General features: G+C 66.8%; 11 protein-coding genes. 5 read left to right on the forward strand and 6 right to left on the reverse strand.

Features of this window, described 5'->3' with window-relative positions:
- Positions 1 to 10 precede the first annotated feature (10 nt).
- On the reverse strand, positions 11 to 2,146 hold the full coding sequence (locus RT513_RS08335) for a ComEC/Rec2 family competence protein (protein WP_290685217.1): 2,136 nt from the start codon (positions 2,144 to 2,146) through the stop codon (positions 11 to 13).
- Between the two features lie 99 nt (positions 2,147 to 2,245).
- Between RT513_RS08335 and gltX the strand changes: the two genes are divergently transcribed.
- The 5 genes from gltX (at position 2,246) to RT513_RS08360 (ending at position 7,646) form a co-directional block, all read left to right on the forward strand.
- A complete protein-coding gene (gltX, locus tag RT513_RS08340) occupies positions 2,246 to 3,652 on the forward strand; it encodes a glutamate--tRNA ligase (protein WP_290685219.1) in 1,407 nt (468 codons plus the stop codon).
- A 67-nt stretch (positions 3,653 to 3,719) separates the two neighbouring features.
- On the forward strand, positions 3,720 to 5,015 hold the full coding sequence (gltA, locus tag RT513_RS08345; protein WP_088215022.1) for a citrate synthase: 1,296 nt from the start codon (positions 3,720 to 3,722) through the stop codon (positions 5,013 to 5,015).
- A gap of 139 nt (positions 5,016 to 5,154) precedes the next feature.
- Positions 5,155 to 6,321 carry a tonB-system energizer ExbB gene (gene exbB, locus RT513_RS08350; RefSeq protein ID WP_290685221.1) on the forward strand — a complete coding sequence of 389 codons (1,167 nt, stop codon included), beginning with the start codon at positions 5,155 to 5,157 and terminating at the stop codon, positions 6,319 to 6,321.
- A 3-nt stretch (positions 6,322 to 6,324) separates the two neighbouring features.
- On the forward strand, positions 6,325 to 6,771 hold the full coding sequence (gene exbD, locus RT513_RS08355) for a TonB system transport protein ExbD (RefSeq protein WP_035713151.1): 447 nt from the start codon (positions 6,325 to 6,327) through the stop codon (positions 6,769 to 6,771).
- A complete protein-coding gene (locus tag RT513_RS08360; RefSeq protein ID WP_290685228.1) occupies positions 6,768 to 7,646 on the forward strand; it encodes an energy transducer TonB in 879 nt (292 codons plus the stop codon). Before exbD ends, RT513_RS08360 begins: the two co-directional genes overlap by 4 nt.
- A gap of 400 nt (positions 7,647 to 8,046) precedes the next feature.
- On the opposite strand, the gene RT513_RS08365 is transcribed toward RT513_RS08360, so the two are convergent.
- The 5 genes from RT513_RS08365 to RT513_RS08385 form a co-directional block, all read right to left on the reverse strand.
- Positions 8,047 to 8,823 (reverse strand): enoyl-CoA hydratase-related protein, encoded by a 777-nt coding sequence (locus RT513_RS08365; protein WP_088214771.1) that lies wholly within the window; start codon positions 8,821 to 8,823, stop codon positions 8,047 to 8,049.
- 74 nt (positions 8,824 to 8,897) lie between these two features.
- Positions 8,898 to 9,353 carry a cytochrome c-type biogenesis protein gene (locus RT513_RS08370; RefSeq protein ID WP_088214770.1) on the reverse strand — a complete coding sequence of 152 codons (456 nt, stop codon included), beginning with the start codon at positions 9,351 to 9,353 and terminating at the stop codon, positions 8,898 to 8,900.
- On the reverse strand, positions 9,350 to 11,326 hold the full coding sequence (locus tag RT513_RS08375) for a heme lyase CcmF/NrfE family subunit (protein ID WP_088215021.1): 1,977 nt from the start codon (positions 11,324 to 11,326) through the stop codon (positions 9,350 to 9,352). The genes RT513_RS08370 and RT513_RS08375 overlap by 4 nt, the downstream gene beginning before the upstream one ends.
- A 507-nt stretch (positions 11,327 to 11,833) precedes the next feature.
- Positions 11,834 to 12,214 (reverse strand): holin family protein, encoded by a 381-nt coding sequence (locus RT513_RS20820; protein ID WP_088214769.1) that lies wholly within the window; start codon positions 12,212 to 12,214, stop codon positions 11,834 to 11,836.
- Positions 12,205 to 12,834 (reverse strand): holin-associated N-acetylmuramidase, encoded by a 630-nt coding sequence (locus RT513_RS08385; RefSeq protein ID WP_290685232.1) that lies wholly within the window; start codon positions 12,832 to 12,834, stop codon positions 12,205 to 12,207. The genes RT513_RS20820 and RT513_RS08385 overlap by 10 nt, the downstream gene beginning before the upstream one ends.
- Between the last annotated feature and the right edge of the window lie 517 nt (positions 12,835 to 13,351).

Here is a 13,351-nt window from a genome sequence, read left to right on the forward strand (position 1 = left end):
TGCTGGCCGCTCAACGCTTTGCGGGCCGGGTCCAAATACGGTCCCCGCTCGCCTCGGCGACACTCAGGATGCGCAGGACGCCTCCGTTCGCGTGCAGCGCCAGCGCGCCCGATCGTTCGAGCGACGCTCCATCGATGATGTCGCACGCGCCTTGACGCAATGGCGATGTCCCGTCCGGCAAGCGAATGGAGGTGAGGAGAATGGCCCCATCGCGGCAGTTCTCCTGGACGAGGTCAGCGGCACCCCGCCCAGTGATATGGACGATCTCCCGATCTGCGGCGCGATACCGGACGACACTCCCGTCACGCGCCATACCCGGTCGCCGCGCGGCGACTTCGGCACTTGCGAGATCGCCATCCCGCTGCAGCCAGCCGGTCACCGCAAAGGCATCGCCCCGCCCGCGCGACAGCGCCCGACCTTCTGCGGTGAGGAGGCCGGAGACGGCGCCGCTCTCTGAGATCAGTACGAGCGGGCGGGCTGCACCGTGCCAGAAAAGCCAGCCCCCCATCACCAAGGGCACCATGCCCGCCCATCGCGACGGCCCGGGCCAGAGGGTGAGCCAGAGGAGGGACACCACAACCAGCGGCAGCGCTCCGGGCGGCGGGATCCGAACCGCGGAAACCACTCCGTCAAGACCGGCCACCGTCTCCGCCACGCGGAGAACGCCCTGCGACCCCAGCCCGACCAGCCACAGGGGAGCCGTCTCAAGCCCCAGCGGCGCGAGCAGCAGCGCAACCACGGCAAACGGCATGACAAGCACCCCCATCAGCGGGCTGGCCAGCAGATTGGCGAGCAAGCCGTAATTCACCACCCGATTGAAGATCGCTGCGGTGAAAGGCATCGTCGCACCCCCGGCCACGGAGGAGGAAAAGAGCAGCATGATCGTCCCGTCGCTCCACCGTGGCCAGGGGCGGGCCCTGCCGGAAATCCAGCCGAAGGCGATGACGAGCGCCGTGGTTGCGGCGAAGGACATCTGGAACCCGGCATTGGTCAGGCTCTCGGGCCGCAGCAGGAGCACGATCACCCCGGCCAACGCGATGGAGCGGAGCGAAAGGGCGCGCCGGTCGCATATCACCGCGATCAGCATGACGGCCACCATGACGAAGGCACGCTCCGTCGCCACATCCCGCCCGGCGAGCGCGAGATAGAAGGCGGAGGCGGCAAGCGCGATGGCGGCGGCGATCTTCTTGGTCGGCAGACGCAGCGCCGCGCCCGGCATCAATGCCAGCCCGCGCCGCACCACGGCAAAGATGAAGGCGGCCAGCATGCTCATGTGCATGCCGGAAATCGAAAGCTGATGAGAGAGGTTGGAATCCCGCATCGCATCATTCGCGGCGGCGGAAATACCGGAGCGGTCGCCCGTAGTGACGGCTGCGGCGAAACCCCCGGCATCGCCCGGAATATGCGCGCGGATACCGGCGGAAAGCGTCATGCGGATACGGTCTATCAACAGGCCGAGGTCATTCTGCGAGGGGGCCACCGTCATCACCGGCGTCCGGCTGTAGCCCACGGCGCCCAGCCGCTCGAACCAGGCGGTGCGGCGGAAGTCGAAGCCGCTTGGCTCCGTCGGGCGGCCCGGCGGGGAGAGATGACCGGTGAGCATGATCCGCGTTCCGGGCGCGAGGGCATGCCCCGGCTCCTCCATCAGCGAGACGCGCACCCGCTCCGGCGTCCGGTCGGGCGCCATGCGGGCCAGAGTCACCTGATCCAGCGTCAGGCGGAGACGGTCGCTTCCCGAACGGTCGATCTCCACGAGACGCCCTTCGACAGGGCCGTAGTAGCGGAAGGAGAGCACGGGTGCTGCGACCATATGGGTGCGAAGCAGGATCAGCAGGAACCCCGCCAGCACGAGGCAGGGCACCGCTGCCACGGGCCGCCAGCGGTGCGGCCCCCGGAACCAGAGACCCGCGGAGACGGCGCAGAGAATCACCGCCGCCCAGACAAAGGCGTGAGACGGCTCCCGGAGAAGCGCCAGATACCACGCGATGCCAAGGCCCAGCAGCACCGGGACGAAGGGGAACAGCCGCCCCCGTGCCCGCGCAAGTCCCTCCAGCGGAAGGCCCAGAAGCGCCAGAATACGCCGCGAAGTGCCCTCTCCGTTCCGCGTGGAGCCACGTGGTTGCTGTCCCTCGTCCAAGATCGCCATCGCGCGCGGCTTGCCCTCCCCCGGCCGATTGCCTACAGAGACGCCGAAGCCATAACGCAGACATGGTTTCTGAATGGTTAATTCCGAAAGGCCCCGCGCATGTCCGCCGCCCGCCCGGTTGTCACCCGTTTCGCCCCCTCGCCCACCGGTTACCTGCATATCGGCGGTGCGCGGACGGCCCTGTTCAACTGGCTCTATGCCCGCGGGCGCGGGGGCCGGTTCCTGCTCCGTATCGAGGATACGGACCGCGAACGCTCCACGCCCGAGGCGACGGCGGCGATCCTCCGCGGCCTGACATGGCTCGGCCTCGACTGGGACGGCGATGCCGTGAGCCAGTTCGAGCAGCGCGACCGTCACGCGGAAGTCGCGCATGAGATGATGGCGCGCGACTGCGCCTATCGCTGCTACTCCACGCAGGAGGAGATCGAAGCCTTCCGGGAGGCCGCGCGGGCGGAGGGACGCTCCACGCTGTTTCTGTCGCCCTGGCGCGATGCCGACCCGGCGACCTGGCCCGACGCCCCCTATGTCATCCGCCTGAAGGCGCCCCGCGAAGGGACGACCGTCGTGGAGGATGCCGTGCAGGGCGAAGTGACCTTCCGCAACGATCAGCTCGACGACATGGTGCTGCTGCGCTCGGACGGCACGCCCACCTACATGCTGGCGGTGGTGGTGGACGATCACGACATGGGCGTGACCCATGTCATTCGCGGCGACGACCACCTGAACAATGCCGCGCGGCAGACGCAGATCTACCGCGCGATGGACTGGGAGGTGCCGGTCTGGGCGCATATCCCGCTCATCCACGGGCCGGACGGAAAGAAGCTCTCCAAGCGTCACGGCGCGCTGGGGGTGGAGGAATATCAGGCCATGGGCTATCCCGCCGCGGGCATGCGCAACTATCTTGCGCGGCTCGGGTGGAGTCATGGCAATGACGAGTTCTTCACCACGGCACAGGCGTTGGAATGGTTCGACCTCCCGGGGATCGGCCGCGCGCCTGCGCGACTCGATTTCAAGAAACTGGAGAACATCTGCGGCCAGCATATCGCCGCCACGCCGGACGAAGAACTTGTGCCCGAAATAGAGGCATACCTCGCCGCGGCCGACGAACCACCCCTGACGGAGAAACAGCGCAGCGGCTTGCTGCAAGCGATGTATTCACTCAAGGATCGTGCGAAGACCTTTGTCGATCTCATTGAGAAGGCAAGATTTGTTCTGATCGAACATCCGATTTCGCGGGATGACGCCGCGGAAGCCGCCCTGACCGATGATGCGCGCGGTATACTTCGGGATACGGCTGCGCTCTTGCGGACCACACCCTGGGAGCGGCATACACTCGAAGCGGCGGTGGCGGAGGTCGCCGGAGCGCGCGGACTGGGACTGGGCAAGGTTGCCCCGGCCTTGCGTGCGGCTCTGGCGGGGCGCATGCTTTCGCCGAGCGTTTTCGACATGATGCTTGTCATCGGTCGCGACGAGACAATTTCCCGCCTGGAGGATGCGGCTTCCTGAGCCGCCACCGGGCTTCCAAGACAACCGGCATCCCCGCCGGAGCATGAAAGGGACGAAGATGGCTGACATGGCAGAGACGAGCAAGAAGGCGACGCTGACATTCGAAGGCAAGACCATCGAATTGCCGATCATGTCGCCAACACTCGGCCCGGACGTGCTGGATATCCGCAAGCTGTACGCGCAGGGCGACGTGTTCACCTTCGATCCGGGCTTCACCTCGACCGCGGCCTGCGAATCCACGATCACCTACATTGACGGCGACAAGGGCGAGCTTCTGTATCGCGGCTACCCGATCGAGCAACTGGCCGCCGAGTCGCATCACCTCGAAGTCTGCTACCTGCTGCTCTACGGAGAGCTGCCGACCGCCAAGCAACTCGCCGATTTCGAGACGCTGGTCACGCGCCACACCATGGTGCATGAGCAGATGACCAACTTCTTCCGCGGCTTCCGCCGCGACGCGCATCCGATGGCGACCATGGTCGGCGTCGTGGGCGCCATGTCCGCCTTCTATCACGACTCCACCGACATCAACGATCCGTGGCAGCGGGAAGTGGCCGCCATCCGGCTGATCGCGAAGCTGCCGACCATCGCGGCGATGGCGCATAAATATTCCATCGGCCAGCCGTTCGTGTATCCGAGGAACGACCTCGATTACGCATCGAACTTCCTTTACATGTGCTTTGCCGTCCCGGCGGAGGAGTACAAGGTCAACCCGATCCTCGCGAAAGCGCTCGACCGGATCATGATGCTGCACGCCGATCACGAGCAGAACGCCTCCACCTCCACGGTGCGTCTGGCCGGGTCTTCGGGCGCGAACCCGTTCGCCTGCATCGCGGCAGGCATCGCCTGTCTCTGGGGTCCGGCGCATGGCGGCGCGAACCAGGCGGCGCTGGAGATGCTGCGCCAGATCGGCACGGTGGACAAGATCCCGGAATACATTGCCAAGGCGAAGGACAAGAACGATCCGTTCCGCCTGATGGGCTTCGGCCACCGGGTTTACAAGAACTTCGACCCGCGCGCCAAGGTGATGAAGGAGAGCGCCGACGAGGTGCTCGGCCTGCTCGGGGTCGAGAACAACCCGACGCTGCAGGTCGCCAAGGAACTGGAGCGCATCGCGCTGGAGGATGACTACTTCATCGAGAAGAAGCTCTATCCGAACGTGGACTTCTACTCCGGCATCATCCTCGAGGCGATGGGCTTCCCGACCGCGATGTTCACGCCGATCTTCGCGCTGTCCCGCACGGTTGGCTGGATCTCCCAGTGGAAGGAGATGATCTCCGATCCGCAACTGAAGATCGGCCGTCCGCGCCAGCTTTATGTGGGCGCGACGGCCCGCGATTACAGCGATATCAAGTCGCGCTGATCGCATCAAACCGCCTGCCGAGGCCGCCCTTCCGGGCGGCCTCTTTCATTTCCGGGTATTTCTGGCAGTTTTAGGGGTGCAACTTTTGAAACACGGGCGTATGGAGGGGCGGGAAAAGTTGACAAAAAGAATCTGCATCATGCTGAAAGCCCCGTCGAAGACCAAGTTGAGCCGGGCAGCAGGCGCTGCCGTCGCCTTCGCCCTTCTTTCCAGTGGTGCGATGGCGCAGGACGCGCCGCAGCCGCAGGTCCAGCCACAGGCCCCGGAAATCACCGCGCCCTCTGCCCCCGCGCTTCCCACCGGGGAGGGCAGCGGTGCCCCCGCCGCAGAAAGCGCGCCTGCAGCCGCGCCCTCCCCCGCCGGAGCGGCGCCAGAAGCGGGTGCCCCCGCGACGCCGGCTGATGGTGCGTCCAACGCCCCCTCGGCTGTCACGCCGGAGACAGCAGCCGCGCCCGCCCTGACGCCTTCCCCGACGGACGGCACAGCGGCGGACGCTGCGGCGGCGGACGCTGCGGCAGACGCGGGCATCCCGTCCGACACCGGGTCCGCGGAAGCGCTTGCGCCGGAGATGTTGGCGATCCCCGCCGATACCCTGCCCCATGACCTTTCCCCCTGGGGGATGTTCATGGCCGCCGATATGGTGGTGAAGGGGGTCATGCTCGGCCTTGCCCTTGCCTCGCTGGCCTGCTGGACGATCCTCGTGGTCAAGGCTTTCGAGATCGCGGGCGCCAAGCGGAACGCGAACCGCGCCCTGCGGGCCATCTACAGCGCGCAGACGCTGGAGGAGGCGCGCGCCTCCGCGGGCAACCGCAAGGATCCCGCCGCCTTCATGCTCCGCGCCGCCGAGGAAGAATACCAGCGGTCCGAAGCCGCGATCGAAGATGCGGGCGGCGAGGGCTTGAAGGAACGCGTCTCCTCCCTGCTCGGCCGGGTCGAGCTTCAGGCCGGGCGCCGCCTATCGCGCGGCACGGGCATTCTGGCCACCGTCGGCTCCATCGCGCCCTTTGTCGGCCTGTTCGGCACGGTCTGGGGGATCATGAACTCCTTCATCGGCATTTCCGAATCGCAGACGACCAACCTTGCCGTCGTCGCGCCGGGGATCGCCGAGGCGCTGCTGGCCACCGCCATCGGTCTGGTCGCGGCCATTCCCGCCGTGGTGATCTACAACATGTTCGCCCGCTCCATCACCGGCTACCGTGCGCTGCTCGGCGATGCCGGCGCGGGGATCGAACGGCTGGTGAGCCGCGATCTCGACTTCCGCAACATGCGGCGCGGCGGCCTGCGTCACCGTCAGGCGGCGGAGTGAACCATGGCAGGCGGCATCCGCGAAAATCAGGGCGACGACCTTCCCGAAGCGCATGAGATCAACGTCACGCCGTTCATCGACGTGATGCTCGTACTGCTCATCATCTTCATGGTGGCCGCACCGCTGGCCACGGTGGATGTGAAGGTTGACCTGCCCGCCTCCACCGCCCAGCCCGCACAACGGCCGGACAAGCCGCTCTACGTCACCGTGGGGTCGGACCTCGGCCTGTCGATCGGCAACGATCCGGTGACGGAGGACGGGCTGAAAGCGGCGCTGGACACGTTCACGGGCGGCGATCACGAGCAGCGGGTGTTCCTGCGCGCCGACAAGACGGTGGCCTATGGCGACCTGATGGAAGTGATGAACAAGCTGCGCGAGGCGGGGTATCTCAAGATCGCGCTGGTCGGGCTGGAGAGTTTTGCGACACCGCCCGCGGGGTTGCAGCCATGACCGCTGCCCATGTCGACTGGACCGACACCATCGGAACGGGTCGTCGGCTGGGTGAAGTGTCGCTCTGGGCCGGGGGCGCGGTGCTGGTGCTCGGCGTCCACATGGCTGCCGCGGCCTATCTTCTGAACCATACCGCGCCGCCGCCGCCGGGCATGCCCGAAACCTATGTGATCGACATCGCGCCGGAGATGTTCGCCGCGCCGGAGGATCTGGTCTCCGACGACTCCCCCATGGCGATGCAGGCCGCGCCCGACCTGCCGCAGGCCCCGGAGGAGATCGAGGCGGAGGACATGCCCGACCCCGTGACCGACCCGATCCAGCAGGCGGAGATGACACCGCCGCCGGACATCACTCCGCCCGATACGCAGCCCATCATGGATGAGCCGCCCCCGCCCGAGCCGGTGGAGGAACTGCCCACGGTCGCCGAGCAGGCGGAGGTCGCCTTGCCTCAGGTCTCCTCACCCCCCCCGCCGCGGCCACAGCGCCGTCAGGCCACAACCACGCGGCCACCCGCCCCGCAGACACAGGTCCCGCCCCGTGTAGAGGCCCCGCGTGCCGAAGCTGCCGCCGCACCCCGCGCCGCGCAGGGCGCCAGCAATGCACAGGTCGAGCAGAAGTGGCGCGACCGGGCCTATGCCGTTGTTGCTCGGCACATGAAACGGTGGCGGAACACCAGCCGCAGGCCGCTGACCGTCATGATGACCATTCAGCATGATGCAGGCGGGCGGATCACTGCCGTGTCGCTGCGTGGTTCCACCGGGGATGCGCGGCTCGACCAGTCGCTGAATGCCCATGCACAACGGCTGCCGAACCTGCCCCCGCATCCGGGCGGCGGCGGAACGGTGAGCGTGCCGCTGGTGCTGGAGGGGCTGTAGGCCCCGCCAACAGGCTGCTGAAAAAGCGTTCCGGGGTTGCCCCCGGGGGCGTTCCTCACATTGGTGAGGAACGCCCCGGAAACCGCAAGTTTTGGCGCGTGCCCGAACAGATTTGCTCTGGGCGTAAGCCCGGGGAGAGGCCCGACTTTTTCGGCAGTCCGCTAGCAGGCTGCTGAAAAAGTTCTGAAATGTCATGGAGATGTGCCGGAAATCGGAAAATCGGCCCGAAACGCCCGGAAGTATGAAGTATATAGATCTCCGGCTGGATTTCGTCAGATTACGAACGATTTCCGCTCCAACACAGCCCAAAAAGCCGTTTTCGGCAGCCTGCTAGAGGACGGCTGTAGAACTGCGCCGGTTCCTCCGTCACCTTTCCCCGTCACACTTGCCCGGCGCTCGCTCACGCGCCGCGGAAGACCGGTTGCCGCTTTTCCCGGAAGGCGGCAACACCCTCCACGAAATCGGCTGTCCTGCCGCAGGCCGCCTGCAGCTCCGCCTCCAGCGCAAGTTGCGCGGGAAGGTCGTTGTCGAGACTCTGGCGCAGCGCCTGCTTGACCGCGCCGAAAGCGGCGCTCGGGCCGAGGGCGAGCTGCATGGCGCGGCGCTCCCAGTGCGAGCGGAACTCCTCATCCGGCACCGCTTCCCAGATCATGCCCCAGTCGGCCGCCTTGCGCGCCGGGACCGGATCGGCAAAGAGCATGGCCCCCATCGCACGGGCGAAACCGATCTGCCGGGGAAGGAAATAGGTGCCGCCCGCATCCGGGATCAGCCCGATACGGGTGAACGCCTGCAGAAACACCGCGCTTTCCGCCGCGATCACCACATCGGCCGCCAAAGCGAGATTGGCCCCCGCACCCGCAGCGACGCCGTTCACCGCAGCGATCACCGGGACCGGACAATCCGCGATGGCGCGCAGCATCGGCTCATATTCCTCGCGCAGAACGCGGCCGAGATCCATCGGGCCATCACCGCTCTCCGTCAGGTTCTGCCCCGAACAGAAGGCCCGCCCCTCGCCCGTCAGAACCAGCACCCGCGCACCGAGGGAGGGCGCTTCCTGCACCGCGCGGCGGATTTCGCTCCTCATGCGGGAGGAAAGCGCATTCATCGCACGCGGATCGTTCAGCGTGATGACGCCCACACCGTCGTGCTGGTGCCAGAGAATGGTTTCGTAGGTCATGAGTGCCTCCCTTTGCCAAAGGAGCATAGCCACGCCAAGGCCCCGCGGAAGGGCCAACCTTGCGTCACCCGGCGCTACTCTCCAAGGATGCGGCGCACCTTCTCCGCCTCCGCCTCGGTCAGCGGCTCGGGCTGTTCCCGGCTGGAGTCACGGCGGCGGACATAGGCAAAGGCGATGCCCCCCGCCGCCAGCAGCATCACCGGGCCGGCAAGCCACAGCACCCAGTTCATGCCGGTCACCGTCGGCTGGAGCAGCACGAATTCCCCGTAGCGGTCAACGACATAATCGATGACTCGCGCGTCGCTTTCGCCCGCCAGAAGCCGCTCCCGCACCAGAAGGCGCAGGTCGCGGGCGATGCCGGCATTCGACTCGTCGATATTCTCGTTCCGGCACTGGGTGCAGCGGAGACCCTGGCTGATGTGCCGCGCCCGGGCCTCCAGCCCCGGATCGGACAGCATCTCGTCCGGCTGAACGGCGAAGGCGGGACCGGCAAGGAGCAGGACCGCGACCAGCAGGCGCAGAACCCTCATTCCGCCGCGACCTGCACCGCCGGGGATTGCCGTCGCGCCCCCGCCGCGACGCGGTAGCGCCGGTCCGTGAGGCTGAGCAAACCGCCCAGAGACATCAGGATGGCGCCGCCCCAGATCCAGTTGGCAAAGGGCTTGATGTAGCTGCGGACGGCCCAGCCGCCCCCCGTCTGCGGATCCCCGATGACCAGGTAGATGTCGCGCAGGAAGCCGTTGTGGATCGCCGCCTCCGTGGTGGGCATTCCGGCGACGGGGTAGAAGCGTTTCTCCGGGTGCATGGTGGCGATGAAACGCCCCCCCTCCCGCACCGTCATATCGGCGGTCGTGGACTGGAAGTTGGGCCCCTGCACCCGCCGGACGCCGTCGAGCGTGATGGTATATTGCCCGACCTCAAAGCTTTCGCCCGTCTGGACGACGCGGATATCTTCCACATTCCACGCGAGCATCGCGGCAATGCCGATGAACGTCACGCCAAGGCCGCCATGCGCGACCGCCCGGCCCCAGTCGGCACGCGGCAGGCGGGTCAGGCGGCCAAGGCGGCGGCGGATCCCTTCCCGCCCCGTGCGCTGCCACAGGTCCACACCCGCGCCGAGAATGAGCCAGACGCCCAGCGCCACGCCGATCGGCCCCAGCGCGGAATGCCCGGACTGCACCGCATAGACCAGCAGCCCGATGGCCACGGACAGCGCCAGCGCGCCCCGCAGCGGAAGCAGGACGCGCCGCATCTCTCCCCGCTTCCACGGCAGGAGGGCGCCTGCCGGCAGGATTAGCGCCAGCACGATCATGAAGGGGGTGAAGGCGGCGTCGAAGAACGGCGGCCCGACGGAAAGGACGCGCCCGAAGGCAAGCTCCGCCACCAACGGCCAGATCGTTCCGATGAACACCACGAAGGCCGCGACGGCCAGCAGGATGTTATTGGCCACCAGCGCGGATTCACGGCTGACGAGGCTGAAGATGCCCTTGGCCTGCATCGACCCTGCCCGCGCGGCGTAGAGGGTGAGCGCACCGCCCACGAATACCGCGAGGATGGCGAGGATGAACACGCCCCGTGTCGGATCCGACGCAAAGGCATGGACGGAGGTGATCACACCGGACCGCACGATGAAGGTGCCAACGAGCGAGAAACCGAAGGCGAGGATCGCGAGCAGGATCGTCCAGCTTTTCAGGGCCTCCCGCTTTTCCACCACGATGGCGGAATGCAGCAGCGCGGCGGCGATCAGCCACGGCATGAAGGAGGCGTTCTCCACCGGATCCCAGAACCAGAAGCCGCCCCACCCCAGTTCGTAATAGGCCCACCAGCTTCCGAGCGCGATGCCGATGGTCAGGAAAAGCCATGCGGCCAGCGTCCAGGGCCGGACCCAGCGCGCCCAGGCGGCATCTACCTTGCCCTCGATCATCGCGGCGACGGCGAAGGAGAAGGACATGGAGAGCCCGACATAGCCAAGGTAGAGGAAGGGCGGATGGAAGGCGAGGCCCGGATCCTGCAAGAGCGGGTTCAGGTCCGTCCCGTTGAAGGGCGGCACCGCAAGGCGCAGGAACGGGTTCGAGGTGAAGAGGATGAAGGCGAGAAAGGCCACGCCGATCGCCGCCTGCACCGAAAGAACCCGCGCACGGAGCCGGTCGGGCAGATTGCCGCCGAACCAGCCCGCGCAGGCCCCGAACAGCGCAAGGATCAGCACCCAGAGGAGCATCGACCCCTCATGATTGCCCCAGACGCCCGCGACCTTGTAGAGCATCGGCTTGTCGGTATGCGAATTGGCAACCACCAGCCGCACCGAGAAATCCGAGGTCACGAAGGCATAGGTCAGGGCGGCGAAGGAGAAGGCGAGCAGCAGGAACTGCGCCGAGGCGGCAGGCTCCCCCACCGCCATCCACGCACGCCAACCCTTCTGCGCGCCCACGAAGGGGACGACCATCTGCAGGATGGCCACCATGAAGGCGAGGATGAGGGCGAAGTGGCCAAGCTCTACAAACATGCTGCCGATCATATGCCCTGTCCGCAGCCGCGCCAATCCCCCGGAAGTCTGGTCGCGCGGCAGTGATGTCGCGGGAGTGATGTCGCGGGAGGGAGAGGCCACCGGGGGGAGCCAGACTCCGTAAAACTGTCCCCAATCCCTCCCTCCGAATGGCGCTTCAGCAAACACCAAGCGGAATTTCGGCAGGTCAGTTCGCCCCCAATTCATTGACCGCCTGACAGGCTGCCGAGAAAGGCTTCAGGTCTGTGCCGGAGCGGAAATCGGTCACGGTCTGACTAAATCCAGCCGGAAATCTGCACATTTCGGATCACTGCCGGGCCGCATTTCCCGATTTCCAAAGCATGAACACGACGGTTCAGAACGTCTTCAGGAGCCTGCCAACCCGGTTTTGCACCGCCACAACGGGAAGGGCCGCATGCAGCTCTTGCACGGGCGGAGACTTCGGCGGGATGGCAGGGGAAGGGGCTTGTCCATGCTTCCCGGTGGCATCCCCCGGCCCTCGCACTGTCAGCCCTCATCATTTGGCGGAGCGGGGCGGGAGGAGCGGAGATAATGCGCCTCGCGCGCGCCGAAGTGGAAGGACACGACCGCCCCCAGCAGCCACCACAGCGGCTCCGGCACGGCAGCGAGACCCGTCATGCGCCGCGCGAAGGCTTCCGGATCCGTCATCGCATGGATGAACAGGCCGATCGTTCCGAGCGCGAGAAGCGGGCGCGGCAGGCGGTTCAGCCCATCGACGATCCGGTCATAGCGCGAAAGTTCCCCCGGCTTGCGCAGCAGGACATCCTCCCCCCGTTCGGCCGCCCGTGCGGCGATCTGACCGAAGAGCGCGGCGGCCGCCCCCAGCGCCTCCACCGCCCGCAGCCCTGCGCGGGGCGTCAGAGCCATGCCGACACCCGTGCGCGATGCTGGGCCGGGGTGTAATGCAGCGCCGCGGGCAGGAACGCCTCCGCCCGGACGATCCAGCCGCCCTTGCCCCCGTCGCGGCGCAGGCAATATTTGCGGCTGGCGGGCCGCCTGTCGGCGAGGCGATAGTAATAATCGCGCCGCGCGATACCATAGCTTTCCGCCAGCCGGTCCTCCCCCGCCTGACGAGCGGCGCGGCGGGTGGCGGCGGCTGTCTGCGGACCGACGATACCGTCCACAGCGCAGGGCTGGCCCAGACGGCCCAGCATCTCCTGCAACAGACGCACGGCGGTATCGCCGGAATGGACGCGCATGTCGAAAACCGGCGGCTGAAGCGCGCCGGGCAGCAGGTCGAGCCGCGGCCTGCGCCAGTAGTGCTCAAGGTAGATGTCCGTGGCCATCGGCGGGGTAAGCGCCAGCAGGTCATTCTCCGTTACCCGCCCATCTCCGTCGATGTCCAGCCCCAGCCCCCGCAGGGTTTTGAGCGTGATGCCAAGGTTCGTGGCCCCGCCCGGATCGTCGGGGTCGTTGACATAGCCACCTTCGCGCAGGACGATTTCCTCCGCGACGCGGCGGATCGACAGATGGCGGCTCGGCGGCATGACAGTCCCTTTCTGAGCGGTTGCTCTGATCGGGGCATCATGGCCAGGGAGATCTAAGGTGAGGTTTGGGCACCGTGCGTTGCATGGGTGCCGCATGGTGCGGGCCGGAGGTGGCGGTTCAGCAGGGGCATTCGGGCAATCCCCGAGGTTCGCGGTGCATGGCAGGGTGGAGGTTCCGCTGACCGCTAGCAGGCTGCTGAAAAAGGCTTTTTGGCCCGTGTTGGCGCGGAAATCGTTCGCCATCTGACGAAATCCAGCCGGAAATCGATAGAGTTTCGGGCGTTTCCGGGCCGATTTTCCGCTTCCGGCAGATAGGCCTGACACTTCAGGACCTTTTCAGCATTCGGGGACGGGATCGCCGGAACAGTCTGGGAAACCGGCGCGGACAAGGACGCCGTGTATGGCCCGGCAGGGCCAATGCCAGTGCAGCGGGAAGGTTGCGATGGAGGGGAAGCAGGGCCGATCGTCGGGCAGGCAGGTCCGGCCAGACCAGACCCGCTGAAGTCGGTACGCGCCC

Source organism: Haematobacter sp. (genome assembly GCF_032102465.1).
Lineage (GTDB): Bacteria > Pseudomonadota > Alphaproteobacteria > Rhodobacterales > Rhodobacteraceae > Haematobacter.